Raw genomic sequence first — 23,487 nt, 5'->3', positions numbered from 1 at the left:
CTCACCTCAGCCCTCTCCCCAAAGGGGAGAGGGTGTTAAACGGCACCGCACTCATCCACATCGTTACCGCCGCCACCAGCAGAATCACCCCGCCCGCCAGCGCGAGCGTCGTCCAGCCTACCTGCCGCCACAGCACCGGCGTTTTATTGCCGCTGAGTTTTACCGCCAACTGACGGAAGCTGTGAACCAGCAGCGCCAAAGACGAAATGGTGAGAGACGTTCCCGCCGCCATCGCCAGCGCCGAGAGCATGCCCCAGCCAAACACGCCAATCACCTTACTGAACAGCAGCACCATGATTGCACCCGAGCACGGGCGCATCCCCATGGAGAGAATTATCATCAGCCGCGCGCGCCAGTCGTCACCGCTCTGTAATTGCGCCTGCGTCGGCAGATGCTGATGCCCGCAGCCGCAGTGTTCATCATGAACGTGGTGCGGCGTAAAGGTTTTGAATTTGGGCTTTTGCAGCAGTGCGCGCAGTTTTTTCAATGCCCGCCAGCAGAGGATGAGCCCCAACACGCCGACCAGCGCATAGCTGCCCTTCTCCAGCCAGAAGCTGCTCAGGTGCAGCTGGCGCGCGGGAAGCTGTAACAGTGAAAGCACCACGATCACCAGCACAATCGCCACGCCGCCCTGAAGAAGAGATGAGGCCAGCGTGAGGCCAATGCTCGATTTCAGTTTTGACGGATGGGTGGCAAGCCAGGTGGTGATCACGATTTTGCCGTGCCCCGGCCCCAGCGCGTGCAGAACGCCGTAGATAAAGCTGAACGCCAGCAGGGATCCACCCGCTTTGGTCGGGTTCTCCGCCACCGCCTTCAGCAGACCGCTCATCTGTTGGTTGACCTCACGCTGCCAGATAATGCTTTTCATCATCACCTGAGGCCAGGCCTGCCACAGCCAGAGCAAACCGCCGACGGCGAACAGTAAAAAGAGCGCCAGCGGCCAGAGGTGCAGCCAGCGGCGAGGCTTCCGAACCGGAGAGGAGATCACTGACATTGTAACGTCACCTCCTGCGCAAACTGTTTACCCAGCTCCATGTCCTCCGGCGGGGCATCCTCTTTATCAAGAGAGACAGCAAAATTCAGCGTCTCTTCGCTGGGCTTCGGTGTGTGGACCGTAATTTTGCAGGATTTTTGCAACGATGCGGGAAGCTGCACGTCGCTGTCCTCGGCGTAGCTCATATCGACATAGTAGGAGGGGTCAAAGGTGGAAAACGTATAGGTTTGCCCAGCCAGCGGCTGCGGGTGCGCCAGCGGGAGCACGAACGTCAGCACCGCCTGATGACCGTCGCGGGACAGGCCGTATTCTGTCGGGCGATTGAGGAACTTCACCTTTTGTCCGTTATGCCAGAATTCGGTGAAATAGTGTTGCCCGAGCACGTTGGCCATCACTTCTGCCGCCAGTTTTTTCCAGATCTCATCGCCCGGCTTCGCGTTTCCCGCATCATATAGCAGATCCGCCGAGGTGATTTCATCCATCGTCCAGCGCATTTTCAGGCCGCTCAGCTGCGTGCCATCGGTGACCGGCTCGGTTTTCAGGCTGATAAAACTGTGAGGATGCGCGCTGGCGGAAAAGGTGATAACCGCCAAAAATAACGCCATCGCACTTTGTTTAACTGTCTGCATCAATTCCTCACGTCAAAAATTCTGTGATGTTCCCCAGCAATCCTGAGTGAAAGGGCTGCCGGCGCGCTTTTCAGCGCCCATCCTTTAGCTATTCTTATCAAACATTCACACTGGATACCCGACAGATGATGACGACGCTTGAAATTCCATCTGTGCTTTCCAGTTCGCAGCGCCGCTGCCAGGTGCTATTAATGCTTTACCTGCCCGATGCTGCCGTCACCGCACAGAGCATAATCGCTGCCAACGGCGTGGACGACGTTATGGCACGGCAAGATATAGCCGAGACGCGCGATGAAATCCAGCGCTATCACCGGCTGGATATCGTCACGCACCATGACGGCAGCTACCGAATTGAAGGCACCGCCCTGAATCAGCGTTTATGTCTGCTGCACTGGCTGCGCAGGGCACTCCGCCTTTGCCCGCAGTTTGTCTCGCACCAGTTTACGCCAGCCTTAAAAACGGCACTTAAACAGCACGGCATCGCGCGGCCGCTTTACGACGATGCTAACCTGCGGGCGCTGATCAACTTCTGCTCACGCAAGCTGCAGCGTCAGTTTGAATGCCGCGACGTCCAGTTTTTGCAGCTCTATTTACAATACTGTCTCATCCAGCATCATTTAGGGAATACACCGCAGTTTTCCCACGCCCAGCGCAGCTGGACCCAGTCGCGGGGAGAGTATTTTACGGCGCAGGAGATCGTCCGTCACTGGAAGCGGCGCGTGCCGCAGGGCGCGCACGTGGACGAGCAGCTGTTTCTGGCGCTGCTGTTTATGATGCTCCGCACGCCCGATCCGGTGCTTGATAAACACCAACAGGATCAGCGCCTGCGCCGCGCCATTGTACGCATGGTGGCCCGTTTCCGCTCGCAAACCGGGATGAACTTCAGCGATGAGCAGGGGCTGACCGATCAGCTATATATCCATCTGGCTCAGGCGCTGGACCGCTCGCTGTTTGAGATCGGCATCGACAATAGCCTGCCCGAGGAAATTCACCGTCTCTATCCCCGGCTGTTACGCACAACTAAAGAGGCACTGTTTGAGCTGGAAGCCGAATTTGGGCTGCGGTTCTCCGATGAAGAGATGGCGCTGGTGGCGGTGATTTTCGGTGCCTGGCTGATGCAGGAGACCGATCTGCATGAGAAACAGGTGGTGCTGCTGACCGGGGAGGATAAATCCTGTGAGGAGGTGATTGAACAGCAGCTGCGCGAGTTAACCCTGCTGCCGCTCAACATTCGCTATCTGACGCTGCAGGCGTTCCAGAAAGAGGGGGCACCGCGCGAGGCCGCGCTGGTTGTCACCCCCTATCCTACCGCGCTGCCGCTGTTCTCGCCGCCGCTGATCCACGCGGTTGAATCACTGAACGTGCAGCAGCAGGAACATATTCGCGCCATGCTGGAATCGTAGCTACGCGCGCGCGGCCACTTTCGGTCGAACAAACATCGCCGGGAGCGCAACCAGCGCCATAACCCAGAATACGCCGTGCCCCAGGTGCTGATACAGGAAGCCTGCAAAGACCGTCATCACCGCAATGCTGCCCCCCATCGCCACCGCAGAGTAGACCGCCTGCAAACGGATCACGTCCCCGCCCTCACGCGCCGCGATATAGCGCATCGCCGCCAGATGGCACACGGTGAAGGTGCCGCAGTGAAGGATCTGCGCCACAATCAGCCACGGCAGATCGGTCGTCCAGCCCATAATCCCCCAGCGCGCCACGCCGCAGACGGCGGAAAGCAGCAGCAGATCCCGCGCGCCGAAGCGGCGGAACAGCTTTTTACTGAGCGCAAAGATGATCACTTCCGCAACCACGCCGAGCGACCAGAGATAACCCACCGCAGAGGCAGAGTAGCCCGCCCCCTGCCAGTAGATGGCGCTGAATCCATAATAGGCCGCATGCGCCCCCTGAAGCAGGCAAACGCACGCCAGAAAACGCCAGCTCTGTGCTACCAGGCTCCGCCAGGCGGGCCAGCCCGCGCTCTCCTGATGACGGCTTTCCCCTTGCGGCATCACTGACGGACGCAGCAGCATCCCCAACAGCATCGAGGCTATACCGATACTGAGCAGAGCCAGAATCGCGCGGTAGTCGTAAAGGCTAACCAGTTTCCCCACCAGCGCCGAGCCGATCACGAAGGCAATCGAGCCCCACAGGCGCACGCGGCCATAGTCCATGGTGATCTGCTTTTGCCAGGTGTTTGCCAGCGCGTCCGTTAAGGGAACCAGAGGAGAGAAAAACAGGTTAAAGCCAACCATCACCACCATCAGCCAGGCAAACTGGTGGCTGACCCAGAAGCAGGCCGCAAAGACCAGCGTCAGCAGCGCCAGAATACGCACCGCTTTAATCAGTAAAGAGGGATCGCTGACGCGGGGGGCAATCAGCAGGCTACCGAGGAAACGTGCTACCAGCCCCGCGCCCAGCAGGATGCCTATAGTTTCTGGCGTCAAACCAATACCCTTGAGCCAGACGCTCCAGAAAGGCAGAAAAATACCGTAGCTAAAAAAGTAGGTGAAGTAGCTGAGCGCCAGCCAGCGTGTGGAATGCAAGACCATGAATCCCTCCCGAAATGGAGGCGATAGTCTGGCGTTTATCCTGCACTTTAGCAAGTCGTTAGCGCGCTATAAATTAACGATAAATTAACATCATGAACAGCCGGTCGGCGTATGGCGAGAGCGACAAAATTGTATTACGTTTAAAAGACATCGCCTGAAGAGGTCGTTTGCCATGAACAGCTTACGTTATTTCGATTTCGGCTCCTCACGCTCCTTCCTGCTATTGATTGCCCGCATCGCCGTCGTTGTCCTGTTTATTATTTTTGGCTATCCCAAGCTGACGGGGTTTAGCGGCACCGTTCAGTATATGACGTCGCTCGGTACCCCCATGCCCATGCTGGCCGCGATTATTGCGGTGGTAATGGAAGTGCCCGCGGCGATACTGATCGTACTGGGCTTTTTCACCCGCCCCCTCGCGGTTCTGTTTGTTTTCTATACGCTGGGCACGGCGGTGATTGGTCACCATTACTGGGATATGACCGGTGATGCGGTTGTGCCGAATATGATTAATTTCTACAAGAACGTCAGTATTGCTGGTGCGTTTATTTTGCTGGCGATTGTGGGACCGGGGGCTATTTCCCTCGACCGGCGTTAAGGCATAAAAAAAGGCCGCAAGCGCGGCCTTTTTTATTTCTGCAAAGCAGAAGAATTATGCGTATACCGGGAAGCGTGCGCAAATATCCAGAACTTTACCTTTGACGCGCTCGATAACCGCGTCGTCATTGATGTTGTCCAGAACGTCACACATCCAGCCAGCCAGCTCTTTCACTTCCGCTTCTTTAAAGCCGCGGCGAGTCACAGCCGGAGAACCAATACGGATACCGGAGGTCACGAACGGGCTCTTCGGATCGTTTGGCACGCTGTTTTTGTTAACGGTGATGTTGGCGCGGCCCAGGGCAGCGTCAGCTTCTTTACCGGTCAGGTTCTTATCAACCAGATCCAGCAGGAACAGGTGGTTTTCAGTCCCGCCAGACACCACTTTGTAGCCACGGTTCAGGAACACTTCCACCATCGCTTTGGCGTTCTTAGCAACCTGCTGCTGGTAAACCTTGAACTCTGGCTCCATCGCTTCTTTCAGCGCTACCGCTTTAGCCGCGATAACGTGCATCAGCGGGCCGCCCTGCGCGCTTGGGAACACGGCGGAGTTCAGTTTCTTATACAGCTCTTCGTCACCGCCTTTCGCCAGGATCAGGCCACCGCGTGGACCCGCCAGGGTTTTGTGGGTGGTGGTGGTCACAACGTGAGCGTGAGGAACCGGGTTCGGGTAAACGCCTGCGGCGATCAGACCCGCAACGTGTGCCATGTCAACGAACAGGTACGCGCCGATGCTGTCTGCAATTTCACGCATTTTTGCCCAGTCAACGATACCGGAGTAAGCAGAGAAGCCACCGATGATCATCTTCGGCTTGTGCTCTTTGGCCTGCTTAGCCATGTCTTCGTAGTCAATTTTACCGGACTCATCAATACCGTAAGGGATGATGTTGTACAGTTTGCCGGAGAAGTTCACCGGGGAGCCGTGAGTCAGGTGGCCGCCCTGCGCCAGGTTCATACCCAGAACGGTATCGCCCGGCTGCAGCAGCGCGGTGTAGACCGCAAAGTTAGCCTGAGAGCCGGAGTGCGGCTGGACGTTCGCGTAGTCAGCGCCGAAGAGTGCTTTCGCACGGTCGATAGCCAGCTGCTCAACGATATCCACGTATTCGCAGCCGCCGTAGTAGCGCTTGCCCGGGTAACCTTCAGCGTATTTGTTGGTCAGCTGAGAGCCCTGCGCCTGCATAACGCGCGGGCTGGTGTAGTTTTCGGAGGCGATCAGTTCGATGTGCTCTTCCTGACGTACTTTTTCCTGCTCCATAGCCTGCCACAGTTCGGCATCATAATCGGCAATGTTCATTTCACGCTTTAACATCCGCATCTCCTGACTCAGCTAACAAGTAAATTTTGGCCTGAAAAGGCAGTCCTGTTGGACGACGGGCAACAGTATAACTGAATAGTTCTGTGATAACAGGTCTTGACAAACGATTTTACGCAAACGTTTACCTTCACGCCACGCAAGGGTTTGAGGAATAAAGATCTCACTATTTCTAGCGGATTTCTTTTCAGGTTTGTGATGCATATTTTTCACTATGCAAAGAACCATTTACATTGCAGGGGTATTTTTATAAGATGCATTAAAAATACATCATTAAAGAACATCAGAAGGAAGCTGCTATGCTCGACGCCCAAACCATCGCTACCGTGAAGGCCACTATTCCCCTGCTGGTTGAAACGGGTCCTAAACTGACCGCCCATTTCTACGATCGCATGTTCACGCACAACCCGGAGCTCAAAGAGATTTTCAACATGAGCAACCAGCGTAACGGCGATCAGCGTGAAGCGCTGTTCAACGCTATTGCCGCCTACGCCAGCAACATCGAAAACCTGGCGGCATTGCTGCCTGCGGTGGAAAAAATCGCGCAGAAGCACACCAGCTTCCAGATCCAACCTGAGCAGTACAACATTGTCGGCGGCCACCTGCTGGCGACGCTGGACGAAATGTTCAGCCCGGGCCAGGAGGTGCTGGACGCCTGGGGTAAAGCCTACGGCGTGCTGGCAAACGTATTCATCAACCGTGAAGCGCAAATCTACAGCGAAAACGCCGGTAAAACGGGTGGATGGGAAGGTACACGCGCCTTCCGCATCGTCGAGAAAACGCCGCGCAGCGCACTGATCACCAGCTTTGAGTTCGAGCCAGTGGACGGTCAGCCGGTTGCCGATTACCAGCCAGGTCAGTATCTGGGCGTCTGGCTGAAGCCTGAAGGCTTCCCGCACCAGGAGATTCGCCAGTACTCCCTGACCCACAAGCCAAACGGCAAAGGCTACCGCATTGCGGTGAAGCGTGAGGACGGCGGTCAGGTTTCCAGCTGGCTACATAACGAAGCCAACGTGGGCGACGTGGTCCATCTGGCCGCGCCGGCGGGCGATTTCTTTATGGCCGTTGAAACGAATACCCCGGTTACGCTTATCTCTGCGGGCGTCGGCCAAACGCCAATGCTGGCGATGCTGGACACGCTGGCGAAAGCAAACCACGACGCGCAGGTCAACTGGTTCCACGCTGCGGAAAACGGCGACGTGCACGCCTTTGCGGATGAAGTGAAAACGCTGGGAGCAGCCCTGCCGCGTTTCACCGCGCATACCTGGTATCGCCTGCCGACGGAGGCAGACCGCACTGCCGCACGCTTTGACAGCGAAGGTCTGATGAATTTAAGCCAGATGGAAGGGGCGTTTAGCGCGCCTGAAATGCAGTTCTACGTCTGTGGACCAGTGGCGTTTATGCAGTATGCCGCGAAGCAGCTGGTTGAGCTGGGCGTGAATAAAGACAACATTCATTACGAATGTTTCGGGCCGCATAAGGTGCTGTAACGCAAAAAGCCCCTCGAACGAGGGGCTTTTTTTCGCCGGGTGGCGAATTGTTAAATCGCTGCGTCGTCTTCTTCACCGGTACGGATACGGATCACGCGCGCCACGTCAAAGACGAAGATTTTCCCGTCGCCAATTTTGCCCGTCTGCGCCGTGCGGATAATGGTATCCACGCAGGTATCGACGATATCGTCGCTGACCACGATTTCAATTTTTACTTTCGGCAGAAAGTCGACCATGTACTCTGCGCCACGATAAAGCTCGGTGTGGCCCTTCTGGCGACCAAAACCTTTCACTTCCGTCACGGTCATCCCGGTGATGCCCACTTCCGCCAGCGCTTCACGTACATCATCCAGTTTGAAAGGTTTAATAATCGCATCAATCTTTTTCATGGTGGGTCCTTAAACTCTTGCCTGTAAGCTGCCTCGTAATCGATTGCTCACAGTACCATACGGCATTACTCTTTAAAATCGTTTGCTTCCAGCTCGTGGCGTGAGAGCAGCTTATAGAACTCGGTGCGGTTGCGTCCGGCCATCCGCGCCGCGTGGGTCACGTTGCCTTTGGTTATCTGCAGCAGCTTGCGCAGATAGTTCAGTTCGAACTGGTTACGCGCTTCCGCAAACGTCGGTAAGGCCGTGTTTTCCCCTTCCAGCGCCTGCTCCACCAGCGCGTCGCTGATAACGGGCGACGACGTCAGCGCCACGCACTGCTCAATCACGTTCACCAGCTGGCGGACGTTACCCGGCCAGCTGGCGGCCATCAGCCGTTTCATCGCATCGGTGGAAAACGCGCGCACGAACGGTTTATGACGATCGGCCGCCTGGCGCAACAGATGGTTCGCCAGCAGCGGAATATCTTCCGCGCGCTCCGCCAGCGCCGGGATCTTCAGGTTCACCACGTTCAGCCGGTAGTAGAGATCTTCACGGAACTCGTTGCGCGCCATCACTTTGGGCAAATCGCGGTGGGTGGCGGAAATGATTCGTACGTTGATGTCGATGTCGCGGTTGCTGCCCAGCGGGCGAACTTTTCGCTCCTGTAACACGCGCAGCAGTTTGACCTGCAGCGGCGCAGGCATGTCGCCAATCTCGTCCAGGAACAGCGTGCCGCCTTCCGCGGCCTGGAACAGCCCTTCACGGCTGCTTACCGCACCGGTGAAGGCGCCGCGGGCATGACCAAACAGTTCAGATTCGAGCAATTGTTCCGGCAGCGCGCCGCAGTTGATGGCGATAAAAGCGTTTTTGCTGCGCGGGCTGGCGTTGTGAATAGCCTGGGCCAGAATCTCCTTCCCGGTACCGCTCTGGCCGTTAATCAGCACGCTGACGTCTGACTGGGCGACCATCCGTGCCTGCTCAAGCAGACGTAGCATAACGGGGCTGCGGGTGACGATGGATTCACGCCAGGCGTCGTCACCGGACGGTGCGGCGTGCTCCAGCGCGCTGTCGATGGCTTTGTAGAGCGCGTCTTTATCCACCGGCTTGGTAAGAAAACTGAACACGCCCTGCTGGGTTGCGGCAACAGCATCCGGGATTGACCCGTGCGCCGTCAGGATAATTACCGGCATGCCCGGCTGCTGCTTCTGGATTTCGGCGAACAGCTGCATACCGTCCATTTCGTCCATCCGCAGGTCGCTGATCACCAGGTCAATCTTCTCGCGGCTGAGGACTTTAAGCCCCTCCTGCCCGCTCTCTGCGGTCACCACGGTGTAGCCTTCACTCACCAGACGCATCCCCAGCAGCTTTAACAGACCGGGATCGTCATCCACCAGTAAGAGATGGGCGGGTTTACGGCTCGTCATGCTTCACATCCTCTTGTTTCGGCATATCGCTGTCCGGTGCAGCGGATGAACTGCCAGGCTGATATTTACGCGACGAGAGCTGTCTTTCAATATCGGTCAGGTTTTCCAGCTTGCGGGTCGTGGTATCCAGCTGACTCCGTAAATGTTGCTGCTGTTGACGCAGCGTATCAAGCTCGCTGTCGGTTGACTGCTGTAGCTTACTGTAGCGGGAGCGCTCTTCAGACAGCTGAAGCTGGAGCGTCTGTCCATCACGCCAGAGCTGGTAAACCGGGCGCACCTGTACCGGAAGATTGACCACAAACGTGTCCAGCCGGGTCACGTTGGCCCGACGCTCAACGGGGGTAATTTTCGCATCAGCCAGTAATATCCCGCGTTTGAAAGCATCCTGCCAGGTATCGTCATCCAGCATCGCCGCTTTCGAGCGGGCGTCCACTGGCGCAAGCCGCTGGGCGCAATCTATCCCGCGTAGCCAGAACAGGGGATTATTCTCGACATCATGTCCTGACAGGTTCCAGATGTCGTCACAGCGGGTGGAGAGAAAATCAGCCAGCTGGTTATCTGGCCATTTATCTTCCTGTTTATCGCTTATTGCACTTTGCGGGGCATGGGATACGCACCCCACCAGGACTAAACAGGGCAGACTCAGAAAACGCGTTTTGCTGGAAAACACCGCGCGTACGGCGCGGAAAAAGACGTGTGACATACTCACCAGACATAGATTCATTTTATTAATTTTTCCGGCTCAGGGGCAGTTCAATACGGAAGCAAACATCCGAACGTTCGTCCGTGGCAATGTTTAGCTCACCCTGCATGCGTCGTATGCAGTCCCGGGCGATGCTTAAGCCCAGACCACTTCCTTTTACCGCACCTTTCCGCTGATGACTTCCCTGGAAAAAGGGTTCGAAGATCATGGTTTTTTCGTCATCGGGGATCGGGGTGCCGGTGTTAGCGACGTCAATAAACACCCGGGAACCCTTCGTATAGCTTCGGATATAAATGTTACCGGATTCAGTACCATAGTGCACCGCATTGGAATAAAGATTATCCAGAACGCTCATCAACAGCATGGGTTCAGCCAGGCAGGTTGGCGCACTCAGCTCCACCCCGGTATGCATCATTTTAGCTCGTGCCGGCAAGCTATGGGCGGAGATCACCATATCCACCAGCGGCTCAATCTCGACGGTTTCCAGCACCACCGTCCCATCTGCCAGCTTGCGGTTGTAGTCCAGAAGCTGCTCAATGAGCTTTTGCAGATTGCGGCTGCTGGCATCAAGAATCTCGACGATCTCTTTCTGCTCCGGCGTAAGCGGCCCTGCCACTTCATCTGCCAGCAGCTCCGTTCCTTCACGCATGCTGGCCAGCGGCGTTTTCAGTTCATGGGAAATATGGCGCAGAAACTGGTGGCGCTGAGATTCGAGCCACGCCAGGCGCTCAGACAGCCAGATAATGCGCTGGCCGACGGATCGCAGCTCGCGCGGGCCTTTAAAGGCGACCGTATCCCCGAGTGATTTCCCCTCCCCCAGGCGGTTGATCATGCGCTGGATACCCTTCACCGGGCCGATGATCATGCGGGTAAAGAGCAGCACCAGCCCGAGGCTTACCAGGAACAGCACCAGCGCCTGCCAGCCGAAGAACTGGCCGCGCTCGGCAATCTCCTGTTGCAACTGCTGCCCGCGAGAGAAAATAACCGTGCGCGTAGACTGTACCATTTCGGTATTAGCGGCGGCGAACGCTTCAAGGCGCGCGGCGGCAGCCGTATCCGGGCCGCTGTTCTGGCACTGCAGCTGCGCGAGATCGTTCAGATCCTGGCGCAACGCCTGATACAGCTTGTCATCCGGCAACACACCTGCGTGGGCATCCAGCATTTCGCTGTAGCGTTTGCGCTGGCTCTGGTACACCTTCTCCAGCGTCCGATCGTCGAGCACGCAGTACTGACGATAGCTACGCTCCATCTCCAGCGCGGCGTTGGTCATCGCTTCACTGCGCCTGGCGTCGATAAGCGTGGTGCGGTTCGTTAATGCCGCCTGGGCACTGAGCGCGTTGAGGCTCTGCCATGCCTGCCAGGCAAGGATCAGCAGCGGCAGCAGGATCAGCAGGAAGGCCATCATTACGAGCTGTCGCAGGGAGCGTGGGAAAACGGGCCAGCGTTTCAACGCATTACTCTCTTCATGGGGGTTTACGGAGAGCGTAACTGAGTCTGCCCTTCAGATACAACAAAGCCGGGTAAAAACCCGGCTTTGTCATGGAATAAGGCGGTGCCTAACTCGACGTTTCGCCCTGGCCTGATAAAGCAACGCAATGATCAGTAGTTGGACGGCAGGCACCTTTTTGTGCGTCATTCGAAGTTTATGTAGCACGTCCCGAAGGGGCTGACATAAGAAGGTGAATGAGCCACTGGTTAATATTATGCAACACCCGTGCCAGAATGCAAAACAAAATATTAACATGTTGAAATATATAGTTTTTACTCGTTTAACTTGTTGGTTGTGCATTGAATGATTTCCAGGCTAAGTGTCGCTATTAAGCAACACCTTAACGGGAACCCATACCACCCTATAGAAATCAATGACTTAAATGTCTCCTTTTGGAGACATCGGCATATATTATTTGTCGCGATTTTGCGACAGATACAAAAAAGCCCAGTGGCGCTCGCGCTTACCGGGCCTACAGGTACTGCGCTAAAACTTAACCCAGCTGTTTACGCGCGTTGCGGAAGATACGCATCCACGGGCTGTCCTCGCCCCAGTTTTCCGGGTGCCAGGAGTTGCTCACGGTACGGAACACGCGCTCCGGGTGCGGCATCATGATGGTCGCACGACCGCTTTCGCTGGTCACCGCCGTAATACCGTTGGCGGAGCCGTTCGGGTTCGCCGGATAGGTTTCCGTCACCTTGCCGAAGTTATCGACAAAGCGCAGCGCCACCAGACCTTTGCTCTCAAGCTGAGCCAGATGCGCCGCATCGCGCACTTCTACCTGACCTTCACCGTGGGAAACGGCGATTGGCATCTGCGACCCTACCATTCCCTGCAGCAGCAGAGACGGGCTCTGAGTCACTTCTACCAGGCTGAAGCGGGCTTCAAAGCGGTCGGACTGGTTACGCACAAAGCGCGGCCAGACTTCGCTGCCCGGGATCAGCTCGCGCAGGTTAGACATCATCTGGCAGCCGTTGCACACGCCCAGCGCCAGGGTTTGCGGACGGTGGAAGAAGGTCTCGAACTCGTCGCGCACGCGGCTGTTGAACAGGATGGACTTCGCCCAGCCTTCGCCCGCGCCCAGCACGTCGCCGTAGGAGAAGCCGCCACACGCCACCAGCGCCTGGAAATCTTCCAGACCGGTACGTCCGGCCAGCAGGTCGCTCATGTGGACGTCGATGGCGTCAAAGCCCGCACGGTGGAAGGCTGCCGCCATCTCAACGTGGGAGTTAACGCCCTGCTCGCGCAGCACCGCCACTTTCGGACGCGCGCCGGTCGCAATGTACGGCGCAGCAATATCTTCGTTGATGTCGAAGGAGAGTTTCACGTTCAGGCCTGGATCCAGGTCATTCGCTTTCGCGTTATGCTCCTGATCGGCGCATTCCGGGTTATCGCGCAGGCGCTGCATCTGCCAGGTGGTTTCTGCCCACCACATGCGCAGCGTGGTGCGACTTTCGCTGAACACCGCGTGACCGTCTGCTTCAATGACGAAGCGGTCGCCCAGAACGGCTTTACCCAGATAGTGGACGCAGTCTGCCAGACCGTGCTTCGCCAGAATCGCTTCCACCGCCTCGCGGTCTGCGGCGCGAACCTGAATCACCGCACCCAGCTCTTCGTTAAACAGCGCCGCCAGGCGATCTTCGCCAAGCGTTGCAATATTCGCTTCCACGCCGCAGTGGCCGGTGAAGGCCATCTCTGCCAGGGTCACCAGCAGGCCGCCGTCGGAGCGGTCGTGGTAGGCCAGCAGCTTACGCTGCGCCACCAGCGCCTGGATGGCATCGTAGAAGCCTTTCAGTTGGGCAACGTCACGCACGTCGGCTGGCTTATCGCCAAGCTGGCGATAAACCTGCGCCAGCGCGGTGGCACCCAGCGCGTTGTGACCTTTACCCAGGTCAATCAGCAGCAGGGCGTTGTCTTCGGTCACAAGCTGCGGCGTAACGGTGTGACGCACGTCTTCCACGCGGGCAAACGCGGTGATCACCAGCGACAGCGGAGAGGTCATCTCGCGCTGCTCGTTGCCTTCCTGCCAGCGGGTTTTCATCGACATGGAGTCTTTGCCCACCGGAATGGTCAGGCCGAGGGCAGGACACAGCTCCTCGCCCACCGCTTTCACGGCTTCATACAGGCCAGCATCTTCGCCAGGGTGACCGGCTGCGGCCATCCAGTTTGCGGAAAGTTTGATGCGTTTGATGTCGCCAATCTGCGTCGCGGCGATGTTGGTCAGCGCTTCACCGACAGCCAGACGGGCAGAGGCCGCGAAGTCCAGCAGCGCCACCGGGGTGCGTTCGCCCAGCGCCATCGCTTCGCCGTAGTAGCTGTCGAGGCTCGCGGTGGTCACGGCGCAGTTAGCGACCGGGATTTGCCACGGACCAACCATCTGATCGCGCGATACCATACCGGTCACGGTACGGTCGCCGATGGTCACGAGGAAGGTTTTCTCTGCCACAGCAGGCAGATGCAGCACGCGGTTAACCGCTTCCGCCACGGTAATGCCCTGGCGATCCAGCGCTTTGCCTGCCGCTTTACGGGTTGTTACGTCGCGGGTCATCTTCGGTGTTTTACCGAGCAGCACGTCCAGCGGCAGATCGATCGGCTGGTTGTCAAAGTGGGTGTCGCTTAAGGAAAGGTGCTGCTCTTCGGTTGCTTCACCGATAACGGCATACGGCGCGCGCTCGCGGCGGCACAGCTCGTCAAACAGCGGCAGCTGATCCGCAGCAACCGCCAGCACGTAGCGCTCCTGGGATTCGTTGCACCAGATCTCCAGCGGGCTCATGCCTGGCTCATCGCTCAGGATGTCGCGCAGGTTGAAGCGTCCGCCGCGGCCACCGTCGCTCACCAGCTCCGGCATGGCGTTGGACAGACCGCCCGCGCCCACGTCGTGGATGAACAGAATCGGGTTGGCATCGCCCAGCTGCCAGCAGCGGTCGATCACTTCCTGGCAGCGACGCTCCATTTCCGGGTTGTCGCGCTGCACGGAAGCAAAATCGAGATCCGCATCAGACTGGCCGGAGGCCATAGAGGAGGCCGCACCGCCGCCCAGACCGATGTTCATGGCCGGGCCGCCGAGCACGATCAGCTTCGCACCGACGACGATTTCGCCTTTCTGCACGTGATCGGCACGGATGTTGCCGATCCCGCCCGCCAGCATGATCGGTTTGTGGTAGCCGCGCAGCTCTTCGCCGTTGTGGCTGTCCACTTTCTCTTCGTAGGTACGGAAGTAACCGTTCAGCGCCGGACGACCAAATTCGTTGTTGAACGCCGCGCCGCCCAGCGGGCCTTCGGTCATGATATCCAGCGCGGTCACGATGCGCTCTGGCTTGCCGAAATCTTCTTCCCACGGCTGTTCAAAGCCAGGGATGCGCAGGTTAGAAACGGAGAAACCGACCAGACCCGCTTTTGGTTTCGCCCCACGGCCGGTCGCCCCTTCGTCACGGATTTCACCGCCGGAGCCGGTCGCCGCACCCGGCCACGGAGAAATGGCCGTCGGGTGGTTGTGGGTTTCCACTTTCATCAGGATATGCGCAGGCTCCTGATGGAAGTCATAACGCCCTGCTTCGCGATCGGCGAAGAAGCGGCCCACCTCGGAACCTTCCATCACCGCGGCGTTGTCTTTATAGGCAGACAGCACGTGGTCAGGGGTTTGTTCCATGGTGTTTTTAATCATTTTGAACAGCGACTTCGGCTGCTGTTCGCCGTCGATAATCCAGTCGGCGTTGAAAATCTTATGGCGGCAGTGCTCAGAGTTGGCCTGCGCGAACATGTAGAGTTCGATGTCGTTCGGGTTGCGGTTGAGCTTAACGAACGCGTCCTGCAGGTAGTCAATTTCGTCTTCTGCCAGCGCCAGGCCGAGACGCAGGTTGGCGTCAATCAGCGCCTGACGGCCCAGCCCCAGCAGGTCTACGCTCTGTACCGGCGCAGGCTGATGGTGGGAGAACAATTTCTGTGCGTCATCCAGAGAGGCAAACACGCTCTCCATCATGCGGTCGTGCAACTCCGCCGCAACGGCCTGCCACTGCGCGTCGCTCAGGGTAGAGGCTTCAACGTAGTACGCCACGCCGCGCTCCAGACGGTTAATCTGGCTCAGGCCGCAGTTGTGAGCAATATCGGTGGCTTTGGAAGACCAGGGGGAGATGGTGCCCGGACGCGGCGTCGCAAGGATCAGTTTGCCGGTTGGCGTATGGCTGCTCAGATTTGGGCCATACTTGAGCAGGCGTTCCAGCTGTACGCGCTCCTCTGCATTCAGGGGGGCATTCAGGTCAGCAAAATGGACATACTCAGCGTAAATATTGCTTACCGGAAGGTCGGCCGCCTGAAAACGTGCCAGCAGTTTGGTAATACGGAAGGCAGACAGTGCAGGCGAACCACGCAGAATTTCCATCATAAGTCTCTCGTCTTCGAAGCGCCGGGGCGCTTACAGTGTGCGCAAGGGGGGAAAACGGGCGTCATTATAGAGAATCCTGAGCGTCGACGAAACCGTTTGCGTCGAAATAAAATCGACTTCAGCATTTAACAATAGATGTGACCTGTCTCTCTAATTGGTTGCCAAGTGGCGCAAGTTTACGCAAAATGCCGCTCATTCAATGGCAAACCTTATGATTAACATGGCTACAGCAGACTGAGGCAACCGGCGTCGCAGAGAATTAACTAATTGAAAAAATTAAAGATTAATTATCTGCTCATCGGCATTGTTACGTTGCTGCTGGCAGTGGCCCTCTGGCCTTCCATCCCCTGGTTCGGCAAAGCCGAAAACCGAATCGCCGCCATTCAGGAGCGGGGGGAACTGCGCGTCAGTACCCTCAACTCTCCGCTGATTTACAGCGACATCAACGGCAAAACCATCGGTCTGGATTATGAGCTGGCGCAGCAGTTCGCTGACTACCTGGGCGTAAAGCTCAAAATTACCGTGCGTCAGAATATCAGCCAGTTGTTTGACGACCTGGATAATGACGATGCCGATATCCTCGCTGCCGGGCTGGTGTACAACAGCGAGCGCAGCAAGAACTACCAGCCAGGACCGACCTACTATTCCGTTTCCCAGCAGCTGGTCTATCGTGTCGGGAGCCTGCGCCCGCGTACGCTGGCCTCGATTAACGCGCAACAGCTAACGATTGCTCCCGGCCACGTGGTGATTGACGATCTGCGTGAGCTGAAAGAGAAGAAATATCCCGACCTGAGCTGGACGGTTGACCCTAAACTCGGCACGACGGAGCTGCTGGATCAGGTCAAAGATCAGAAACTGCCCTACACCATCGCTGATTCGGTGGCGATCAGCCTGTTCCAGCGGGTGCATCCTGAAATCGCCGTGGCGCTGGACGTAACGGACGAACAGCCGGTGACCTGGTTTACCCATCTGGATGACGACCAGACCCTCTCGGCGGCCATGCTCGATTTCTATAACACCATTAATGAAGACGGCACGCTGGCACGCCTTGAGGAGAAGTACCTCGGCCACGGTGATGACTTTGACTACGTTGACACCCGCAGCTTCCTGCGCGCGGTGGACAGCGTCCTGCCGGACCTGCAGCCGCTATTCGAAAAATACGCCCAGGAAATTGACTGGAAACTGCTGGCGGCGATCTCGTACCAGGAGTCCCACTGGGACACCCAGGCCACGTCGCCCACTGGCGTACGCGGACTGATGATGTTAACCAAAAATACCGCGTTAAGCCTGGGCGTGAACGACCGTACCGATGCGGAACAGAGCATCAGCGGCGGGGCGCGCTACCTGCAGGATATGATGGCTAAAGTGCCGGAGACGGTGCCGGAAGAGGAACGGATCTGGTTTGCGCTGGCGGCCTACAACATGGGCTATGCGCACATGCTTGACGCGCGGGCTCTGACGGCGAAAACGAAGGGGAACCCGGACAGCTGGTCAGACGTAAAACAGCGCCTGCCGCTGCTGAGCCAGAAGCCATGGTACAACAAGCTGACGTACGGCTACGCGCGCGGACATGAAGCCTACGCCTATGTGGAAAATATCCGTAAGTATCAGATTAGCCTGGTCGGCTATCTGCTGGAGAAAGAGAAAGAGGCGACCGAGGCAAAACAGCTGGCGGAAAGTTATCCGGTTGTGGCGCCGGACGAGCTTAATCACCCGACAACTTCAATTCTGCCTTTTGTTGCTTTTTCTGCTGACGGCGCATTCGAAAGAAATCGCTTAATAGCCCCGAACACTCTGGTGCAAGTACCCCACCGATAGTCTGCACCTGATGATTCATTCCCGGGTGACCCAGCACGTCCATCAGTGAACCGGCGGCCCCGGTTTTTTCATCCCGCGCGCCAAACACCAGCGTCCCGATTCGGCTGTGCACCATTGCACCGGAGCACATCACGCACGGCTCCAGCGTCACGTACAGGGTGGTATCGAGCAGGCGATAGTTTTGCAGCACCAGTCCGCCCTGACGAAGCGCCATAATTTCGGCATGCGCGGTAGGATCGTGGCGACCAATAGGACGGTTCCACCCTTCCCCAATCACCTGGTTGTTATGAACCAGCACCGCGCCCACGGGCACTTCGCCCTCGTCCCAGGCACGTTGAGCCAGCGCCAGCGCGTGGCGCATCCAGTATTCATGATTGTGTTCTGAGGTGGACAAGGGCTGATACTCCAGTCGAAAAGCGGGCGGCATTATACACACCCCTTATAGATAAGACTATTCGAGTTGCTGAAGTTCACCGAGGGGAGTAACGCGCCAGCGATGCTGGCAAAAATAGAGCAGCGGGTTGTCCTGCTTGCTGTCGCTGTAGCCGCTGTAAAGGCGCAGCGGCGTGCCGATGCGTTTTTCCAGTTGGGCCACTTTTTCATGCCCCAGGCAGCGCATCGTCAGAACCCAGCCGCCGTAGCCGCGGGAAATTTGCGTAGCGATAAGATTTACGCGCGGCAGCCAGGGGGTATCAAAGTAGACCTGCTCCACCAGCGTCTGCGGGGAGCCGGTAATCAGCCAGATGTCGGCATCGTTGGCGTCAAGATAGCTGGTCAGGCGCGCCTGAACCACGGGAAACGCGGCGACGTGGCCGCGGAACCAGTGCGCGAAATCCTGTTCGAGCTGTTTGAGCCGCGCTTCGCTGTGGCCAAAGGTGCATCCCCACAGCAGCAGGCTCATCGGCCATCGCGCCGCCCGGCCTTTCACCAGCAGCGCGATGCCAATCACAGGTAAGAGCGGCAGGACAAGCAGCGCGTTCAGAGGCTGGCACCGCAGCAGGTAGCGCATAAACGTACCAAACATATCCTGCTGATGCAGCGTTCCATCCAGATCGAAAAAGACAACGCGACGCTCGTGATTGGCCAAACCTTACTCCTCTGGGTCGTTGAATCCTAACAGCCAGGTAAACAGGAACCCGGCGATCACCGCTACTAAATAGCCTAACAGATAGAGCATGACTTTTCCGGTCACGATGGTTAACGCCAGCGGTAAACCGGAGAGACCAAAGGTGATAACCGTAGCGACTTTCCAGTAGCTGATAAGCGCCCCGCCTACCGCGCCCCCCAGACAGGCTGCAAGGAAGGGTTTACCCAGCGGCAGCGTGACGCCAAATATCAGCGGCTCGCCAATGCCGAGCAGCCCGACCGGCAGCGCCCCTTTGATCACCTTTTTCAGGCGCGCGTTGCGGGTTTTCATCAGGACGGCAATCGCTGCCCCCACCTGCCCGACGCCCGCCATCGACAGGATAGGCAGCAACGCGTTATAGCCGTGCGCCTGCACCAGCTCGACGTGAATGGGAACCAGCCCCTGATGCAGGCCGGTCAGCACCAGCGGCAGGAAGGTGCCAGACAGCACCGCCCCCACCAGCAGGCCGCCGCGGTCGATAGCCAGAGACGCACCGTGGGCGATGGCGTCAGAAATCCACCCGCCTAACGGCTGAAGAACCACAATCGCGACGCTACCGGTAATTAGCGTGGTCAGCAGCGGATTAAGGATAAGCTCAATCGAGCCAGGCAGAACCGCGCGCAGCTTTTTCTCGATCCAGCACATCAGGATAACCACCAGCAGCACGGCGATCACCCCGCCGCGGCCAGGCTGGAGCGCCTCGCCAAACAGCGTGATTTGCGCCAGCTGCGGGCTGGACAAGATCCCCGCCATTACGCCGCCCATGGCCAGCGATCCGCCAAACACTTTGGCCGTGTTCACCCCCACCAGGATGTTCATGATGGCAAACACCGCGCTACCGAAGATCCCGAGAATCCCCAGCAGGTTCGGATACTGCGTGGCAAAGTCCCCCACGATATCCGGTCGCTTGAGGATGTTGATGATCCCGGTGATCAAGCCGGAGGCAATAAACGCCGGGATCAGCGGGATAAAGACGTTTGCCAGCTGTCGCAGCGCGTCGCTCATCGGGGCTTTGTATTTCGCCTTCACCTGCGCTTTGGTACGTTCAGCGTCGTCGACCGTCACGCTCGCGCCGCCGACCATCAGCGCGCGCATGGCATCGACAACCTGCGCCGCTTTGCCCGGCCCGACGATCAGCTGGTGCTGCTGCCCCTGTTTCACGTACCCGCTCACGCCGGAGAGTTGTTTCAGGCGCGGCACGTCAAGCTGATCGTCGTTATGCACCTCGACGCGCACGCGCGTCATGCAGTTTTCCAGACGCTGAATATTTTTCTCCCCACCAATCCCCTGCAGGATATCGCTGGCGAGCGCTGCTGTTTTGTCCATACACGCCTCTGCTAGTTTTCTAACGCCGCCCGTAAGAAGCCATTATGCGCCTCAAGTTTGGCTCGTGCTGCTGCTGCATCCAGCCCGCTTAAAATCATCAGGATGGCCGGTTTGACGTCGTGATCGGTCTGCCTGAGCACCGCCTCCGCCTCTTCCCGAGCCGCGCCTGTCGCCTCCATCACCATGCGGCAGGCTCTGTCCACCAGCTTGACGTTGGTGGCCTGCATATCCACCATTAGGTTCTGATAGACCTTGCCGAACTTCACCATCGCGCCGGTGGAGATCATATTGAGCACCAGCTTTTGCGCGGTCCCGGATTTCAGGCGCGTGGAGCCGGTGAGCGCTTCCGGCCCGACGACCGGAGAGATGGCGATAGCGGCGACCTGCGCAATCGGTGAGCCCGGGTTACAGGAGATAGCGACCGTCGTGCAGCCCGTCCGGTTGGCGTATTCCAGGCCACCAATGACGTACGGCGTGCGCCCGGATGCCGCCAGCCCGACCACCAGATCCTGCGCGGTCAGGTTCAGCGCTTTCAGGTCATCTTCACCCAGCTGTTTATTATCTTCCGCCCCTTCTACCGCTTTCAGCAGCGCACCGGGACCACCGGCAATTAAACCGACCACCAGGCCGTGCGGAACGCCAAAGGTGGGCGGACATTCGGAAGCATCCAGCACACCAAGACGCCCGCTGGTACCGGCCCCCATATAGATAATGCGACCACCAGCCTTGAGGGCTTCCGCCGCCGCATCGACCGCTTTCGCCACCTCAGGCAATGTCTCTTTTACTGCCTGCGCGACCAGCGTATCCTGTTGATTAAAACGGTTAACCAGCTCCAGGGTGGAGAGGGCATCCAGATCCATGGTTTGCGGGTTACGCGTTTCAGAAACAAGTGAGCCAAGATTCATCTTTTGTACCTCAAGAATTTTTAATTCATAATAATCACACTATAATGGAATATAAAATTCATTCAGGCGAGCAAAATTCGTATTTGCGCAGACAATCACATTTCCGCCGGGAGTACCTATGAACTGTTTAATTCGCATTCGCCAGCGCTACGCCGGCTTTGCTCAAAGCGACAAAAAGCTGGCGGATTTTCTGCTTTCTCAGCCCGATCGCGCCCGCCACCTCAGTTCTCAGCAGCTGGCAAGCGAAGCCGGAGTGAGTCAGTCAAGCGTGGTAAAATTTGCCCAGAAGATCGGGTTTAAGGGTTTTCCCGCTCTTAAGCTGGCAATCAGCGAAGCGCTGGTGAGTAACCCGAACCCGCAGTCCATGCCGGTGCATAACCAGATCCGCGGCGATGACCCGATGCGTCTGGTCGGGGAAAAGCTGATCAAGGAGAACGTGGCGGCCATGCACGCCACGCTGGATGTGAATACCGAAGAGAAATTACTGGAAAGCGTGGCGATGCTGCGGGCGGCGCGGCGTATTATTTTGACCGGTATTGGCGCGTCCGGTCTGGTGGCGCGTAATTTTGGCTGGAAGCTGACTAAAATCGGTTTTAACGCAATCGTCGAGCAGGATATGCACGCCCTGCTGGCGACCGTGCAGGCGATGGATCCTGACGATCTGCTGCTGGCGATTTCCTACTCCGGCGAGCGCCGCGAGATCAACATGGCCACCGATGAAGCCCTGCGCGTCGGCGGGAAAATTCTGGCGATCACCGGCTTTACGCCCAATGCGCTGCAGCAGCGGGCAACGCGCTGTTTATATACCATTGCCGAAGAGCAGGCCACGCGCAGCGCGGCAATTTCATCCACCAGTGCGCAAATGATGCTGACGGATCTGCTGTTTATGGCGCTGGTGCAGCAGGATCTGGAGCGCGCGCCCGAACGCATTCGTCATAGCGAAGAACTGGTAAAGAAACTGGTTTGACGCGTATAATGCCCGCCCAGTTTGTGTTGTTTCTGAGAATTTCCTGATGGCGCTGTTAATTACCAAAAAATGCATCAATTGCGATATGTGCGAACCCGAATGCCCTAACCAGGCAATTTCGATGGGCGACAGCATTTATGAGATTAACAGCGACCACTGCACGGAATGCATCGGCCACTATGAAACGCCGACCTGCCAGAAGGTGTGCCCGATCCCCAATACTATCCTGAAGGATCCGGCACACGTCGAAAGCGAAGAACAGCTGTGGGATAAGTTTGTGCTGATGCACCACGCGGACAAACTTTAACTTTCGATAATCACCGTCGCGCTGGCATAGTGGCGTTCATCTGCGATCGTCACGTGCATATGATTCACCCCCAGCTTCTCCGCCAGTTTTTGCGCTTCTCCCCACAAACGCAGGCTCGGTTTGCCCAGCTCATCGTTAAACACTTCGAACTGGTTAAATGCCAGGCCGTTACGAATGCCGGTCCCGAAAGCTTTGGCTGCCGCCTCTTTTACGGCAAAGCGCTTTGCCAGAAAACGCACTGGCTGCTGATGCGTTTCCCAGATGGCCCATTCGTTATCGCTCAGCACGCGTCTTGCGAGGCGATCGCCGCTGCGGGCGATCACCGCTTCAATGCGGGCTATTTCAACGATATCGGTGCCTAAGCCCAAAATGGCCATTACTGACGCGCTTCCAGCATCAGGCGTTTCATTTCAGAGACCGCCTCTTTCAGACCGCTCATTACCGCGCGGCCAATAATGGCATGGCCGATGTTCAGCTCGTGCATTTCCGGCAGGGCGGCAATCGCTTTCACGTTGTGGTAGGTCAGGCCGTGACCGGCGTTAACCTTCAGGCCGAGGCCCGCGGCGTAGGTGGCCGCTTTGGCTATACGCTCCAGCTCTTTGGCCTGTTCGGCATCATTTTTGGCATCGGCATAGCAGCCGGTGTGGATTTCGATATACGGCGCGCCCACGTCAGCAGCGGCTTTGATCTGGGTGAAATCAGCGTCAATAAACAGAGAAACCAGAATTCCGGCATCCGCCAGGCGCTTGCAGGCATCGCGCATTTTGTCCTGCTGCCCTGCCACGTCCAGACCGCCTTCTGTGGTCACTTCCTGGCGTTTTTCCGGCACCAGGCAGCAGAAATGCGGTTTGGTCTCGCAGGCAATCGCCAGCATCTCTTCGGTGACCGCCATCTCCAGATTCATACGGGTGTCCAGCGTCTGGCGCAGAATGCGTACGTCGCGGTCAGTGATATGGCGGCGGTCTTCACGCAGGTGAACGGTAATGCCGTCGGCGCCAGCCTGTTCAGCGATAAACGCCGCCTGAACCGGATCGGGATACGCCGTGCCGCGTGCATTGCGCAGCGTGGCGATGTGATCGATGTTGACGCCTAACAGTAATTCAGCCATGAC

21 protein-coding genes are annotated in these 23,487 nt (G+C 57.5%); 6 read left to right on the top strand and 15 right to left on the bottom strand.

Annotated elements, in window-relative coordinates; all coding sequences use genetic code 11:
* Position 1 precedes the first annotated feature (1 nt).
* The gene (locus D5066_RS05825; RefSeq protein ID WP_119915343.1) at positions 2 to 994 is read right to left on the bottom strand and encodes a nickel/cobalt transporter; all 993 of its coding nucleotides are present in this window, start codon (positions 992 to 994) and stop codon (positions 2 to 4) included.
* Positions 985 to 1,623, bottom strand: a complete 639-nt coding sequence (locus D5066_RS05820; protein WP_080328408.1) for a DUF1007 family protein — start codon at positions 1,621 to 1,623, stop codon at positions 985 to 987. Before D5066_RS05820 ends, D5066_RS05825 begins: the two co-directional genes overlap by 10 nt.
* Before the next feature lie 125 nt (positions 1,624 to 1,748).
* Between D5066_RS05820 and csiE the strand changes: the two genes are divergently transcribed.
* Entirely contained in the window at positions 1,749 to 3,026 is a 1,278-nt protein-coding gene (csiE, locus tag D5066_RS05815; protein WP_080328407.1) for a stationary phase inducible protein CsiE, read from the top strand.
* On the opposite strand, the gene D5066_RS05810 is transcribed toward csiE, so the two are convergent.
* On the bottom strand, positions 3,027 to 4,166 hold the full coding sequence (locus tag D5066_RS05810; protein ID WP_080328406.1) for a 3-phenylpropionate MFS transporter: 1,140 nt from the start codon (positions 4,164 to 4,166) through the stop codon (positions 3,027 to 3,029).
* A gap of 172 nt (positions 4,167 to 4,338) precedes the next feature.
* Between D5066_RS05810 and D5066_RS05805 the strand changes: the two genes are divergently transcribed.
* Positions 4,339 to 4,761 carry a DoxX family protein gene (locus tag D5066_RS05805; RefSeq protein WP_119915342.1) on the top strand — a complete coding sequence of 141 codons (423 nt, stop codon included), beginning with the start codon at positions 4,339 to 4,341 and terminating at the stop codon, positions 4,759 to 4,761.
* Between the two features lie 54 nt (positions 4,762 to 4,815).
* Here the strand turns inward: D5066_RS05805 and glyA are convergent, their stop codons facing one another.
* A complete protein-coding gene (gene glyA, locus D5066_RS05800; protein ID WP_119915341.1) occupies positions 4,816 to 6,069 on the bottom strand; it encodes a serine hydroxymethyltransferase in 1,254 nt (417 codons plus the stop codon).
* A 302-nt stretch (positions 6,070 to 6,371) separates the two neighbouring features.
* Here glyA and hmpA point away from each other — a divergent pair, with 302 nt between their 5' ends.
* The gene (gene hmpA, locus D5066_RS05790) at positions 6,372 to 7,562 is read left to right on the top strand and encodes an NO-inducible flavohemoprotein (RefSeq protein WP_119915340.1); all 1,191 of its coding nucleotides are present in this window, start codon (positions 6,372 to 6,374) and stop codon (positions 7,560 to 7,562) included.
* 50 nt (positions 7,563 to 7,612) lie between these two features.
* Here the strand turns inward: hmpA and glnB are convergent, their stop codons facing one another.
* The 5 genes from glnB to purL all read right to left on the bottom strand — a co-directional run bounded on the left by glnB (position 7,613) and on the right by purL (position 15,927).
* Positions 7,613 to 7,951, bottom strand: coding sequence for a nitrogen regulatory protein P-II (gene glnB / locus D5066_RS05785; RefSeq protein WP_003860685.1), 339 nt, complete (start codon positions 7,949 to 7,951; stop codon positions 7,613 to 7,615).
* A gap of 65 nt (positions 7,952 to 8,016) precedes the next feature.
* Complete coding sequence (glrR, locus tag D5066_RS05780) at positions 8,017 to 9,354, bottom strand: two-component system response regulator GlrR (protein ID WP_119915339.1); 1,338 nt, start codon at positions 9,352 to 9,354, stop codon at positions 8,017 to 8,019.
* Positions 9,341 to 10,078, bottom strand: a complete 738-nt coding sequence (qseG, locus tag D5066_RS05775) for a two-component system QseEF-associated lipoprotein QseG (RefSeq protein ID WP_080328402.1) — start codon at positions 10,076 to 10,078, stop codon at positions 9,341 to 9,343. The genes glrR and qseG overlap by 14 nt, the downstream gene beginning before the upstream one ends.
* 4 nt (positions 10,079 to 10,082) lie before the next feature.
* Positions 10,083 to 11,507, bottom strand: a complete 1,425-nt coding sequence (qseE, locus tag D5066_RS05770; protein WP_119915338.1) for a two component system sensor histidine kinase QseE/GlrK — start codon at positions 11,505 to 11,507, stop codon at positions 10,083 to 10,085.
* A 532-nt stretch (positions 11,508 to 12,039) separates the two neighbouring features.
* Complete coding sequence (gene purL / locus D5066_RS05765; protein ID WP_119915337.1) at positions 12,040 to 15,927, bottom strand: phosphoribosylformylglycinamidine synthase; 3,888 nt, start codon at positions 15,925 to 15,927, stop codon at positions 12,040 to 12,042.
* Between the two features lie 267 nt (positions 15,928 to 16,194).
* On the opposite strand from purL, the gene mltF reads away from it, so the two are divergent.
* Complete coding sequence (gene mltF, locus D5066_RS05760) at positions 16,195 to 17,745, top strand: membrane-bound lytic murein transglycosylase MltF (protein ID WP_080328400.1); 1,551 nt, start codon at positions 16,195 to 16,197, stop codon at positions 17,743 to 17,745.
* On the opposite strand, the gene tadA is transcribed toward mltF, so the two are convergent.
* Genes tadA through murQ form a run of 4 tightly spaced genes read right to left on the bottom strand, consistent with a single transcriptional unit; the run spans position 17,633 to position 21,102 of the window.
* Positions 17,633 to 18,172 (bottom strand): tRNA adenosine(34) deaminase TadA, encoded by a 540-nt coding sequence (gene tadA, locus D5066_RS05755; RefSeq protein WP_119915336.1) that lies wholly within the window; start codon positions 18,170 to 18,172, stop codon positions 17,633 to 17,635. The two genes, mltF and tadA, sit on opposite strands and share 113 nt — an antisense overlap.
* Before the next feature lie 24 nt (positions 18,173 to 18,196).
* Positions 18,197 to 18,832, bottom strand: coding sequence for a phosphatidylglycerophosphatase C (gene yfhb / locus D5066_RS05750; RefSeq protein WP_119915335.1), 636 nt, complete (start codon positions 18,830 to 18,832; stop codon positions 18,197 to 18,199).
* 3 nt (positions 18,833 to 18,835) lie between these two features.
* On the bottom strand, positions 18,836 to 20,197 hold the full coding sequence (locus D5066_RS05745; protein ID WP_119915334.1) for a PTS transporter subunit EIIC: 1,362 nt from the start codon (positions 20,195 to 20,197) through the stop codon (positions 18,836 to 18,838).
* 11 nt (positions 20,198 to 20,208) lie between these two features.
* Complete coding sequence (murQ, locus tag D5066_RS05740; protein WP_080328396.1) at positions 20,209 to 21,102, bottom strand: N-acetylmuramic acid 6-phosphate etherase; 894 nt, start codon at positions 21,100 to 21,102, stop codon at positions 20,209 to 20,211.
* A 118-nt stretch (positions 21,103 to 21,220) separates the two neighbouring features.
* Between murQ and D5066_RS05735 the strand changes: the two genes are divergently transcribed.
* Positions 21,221 to 22,069, top strand: coding sequence for a MurR/RpiR family transcriptional regulator (locus tag D5066_RS05735; protein WP_028014092.1), 849 nt, complete (start codon positions 21,221 to 21,223; stop codon positions 22,067 to 22,069).
* A 46-nt stretch (positions 22,070 to 22,115) separates the two neighbouring features.
* The gene (locus D5066_RS05730) at positions 22,116 to 22,376 is read left to right on the top strand and encodes a YfhL family 4Fe-4S dicluster ferredoxin (protein WP_119915333.1); all 261 of its coding nucleotides are present in this window, start codon (positions 22,116 to 22,118) and stop codon (positions 22,374 to 22,376) included.
* On the opposite strand, the gene acpS is transcribed toward D5066_RS05730, so the two are convergent.
* Both acpS and pdxJ read right to left on the bottom strand, forming a co-directional pair.
* On the bottom strand, positions 22,373 to 22,753 hold the full coding sequence (gene acpS / locus D5066_RS05725) for a holo-ACP synthase (protein ID WP_080328395.1): 381 nt from the start codon (positions 22,751 to 22,753) through the stop codon (positions 22,373 to 22,375). The genes D5066_RS05730 and acpS overlap by 4 nt on opposite strands.
* Positions 22,753 to 23,484: a pyridoxine 5'-phosphate synthase gene (gene pdxJ, locus D5066_RS05720; RefSeq protein WP_119915332.1), complete on the bottom strand. Its 732-nt coding sequence runs from the start codon at positions 23,482 to 23,484 to the stop codon at positions 22,753 to 22,755. The genes acpS and pdxJ overlap by 1 nt, the downstream gene beginning before the upstream one ends.
* Positions 23,485 to 23,487: the final 3 nt, after the last annotated feature.

This window comes from Enterobacter chuandaensis, from assembly GCF_003594915.1.
GTDB lineage: Bacteria > Pseudomonadota > Gammaproteobacteria > Enterobacterales > Enterobacteriaceae > Enterobacter > Enterobacter chuandaensis.
This window is presented reverse-complemented; position numbering and strand designations above follow the sequence as displayed.

Bases quoted from the DNA above. Each gene is read 5' to 3' on its own strand.
- qseG (WP_080328402.1), bottom strand. From the start codon at position 10,078: ATGAATCTATGTCTGGTGAGTATGTCACACGTCTTTTTCCGCGCCGTA.
- pdxJ (WP_119915332.1), bottom strand. From the start codon at position 23,484: ATGGCTGAATTACTGTTAGGCGTCAACATCGATCACATCGCCACGCTG.
- D5066_RS05810 (WP_080328406.1), bottom strand. From the start codon at position 4,166: ATGGTCTTGCATTCCACACGCTGGCTGGCGCTCAGCTACTTCACCTAC.
- D5066_RS05730 (WP_119915333.1), top strand. From the start codon at position 22,116: ATGGCGCTGTTAATTACCAAAAAATGCATCAATTGCGATATGTGCGAA.
- glrR (WP_119915339.1), bottom strand. From the start codon at position 9,354: ATGACGAGCCGTAAACCCGCCCATCTCTTACTGGTGGATGACGATCCC.
- hmpA (WP_119915340.1), top strand. From the start codon at position 6,372: ATGCTCGACGCCCAAACCATCGCTACCGTGAAGGCCACTATTCCCCTG.
- D5066_RS05825 (WP_119915343.1), bottom strand. From the start codon at position 994: ATGTCAGTGATCTCCTCTCCGGTTCGGAAGCCTCGCCGCTGGCTGCAC.
- tadA (WP_119915336.1), bottom strand. From the start codon at position 18,172: ATGCCGCCCGCTTTTCGACTGGAGTATCAGCCCTTGTCCACCTCAGAA.
- purL (WP_119915337.1), bottom strand. From the start codon at position 15,927: ATGATGGAAATTCTGCGTGGTTCGCCTGCACTGTCTGCCTTCCGTATT.
- acpS (WP_080328395.1), bottom strand. From the start codon at position 22,753: ATGGCCATTTTGGGCTTAGGCACCGATATCGTTGAAATAGCCCGCATT.
- glyA (WP_119915341.1), bottom strand. From the start codon at position 6,069: ATGTTAAAGCGTGAAATGAACATTGCCGATTATGATGCCGAACTGTGG.
- D5066_RS05745 (WP_119915334.1), bottom strand. From the start codon at position 20,197: ATGGACAAAACAGCAGCGCTCGCCAGCGATATCCTGCAGGGGATTGGT.
- glnB (WP_003860685.1), bottom strand. From the start codon at position 7,951: ATGAAAAAGATTGATGCGATTATTAAACCTTTCAAACTGGATGATGTA.
- D5066_RS05805 (WP_119915342.1), top strand. From the start codon at position 4,339: ATGAACAGCTTACGTTATTTCGATTTCGGCTCCTCACGCTCCTTCCTG.
- murQ (WP_080328396.1), bottom strand. From the start codon at position 21,102: ATGAATCTTGGCTCACTTGTTTCTGAAACGCGTAACCCGCAAACCATG.
- D5066_RS05820 (WP_080328408.1), bottom strand. From the start codon at position 1,623: ATGCAGACAGTTAAACAAAGTGCGATGGCGTTATTTTTGGCGGTTATC.
- D5066_RS05735 (WP_028014092.1), top strand. From the start codon at position 21,221: ATGAACTGTTTAATTCGCATTCGCCAGCGCTACGCCGGCTTTGCTCAA.
- csiE (WP_080328407.1), top strand. From the start codon at position 1,749: ATGATGACGACGCTTGAAATTCCATCTGTGCTTTCCAGTTCGCAGCGC.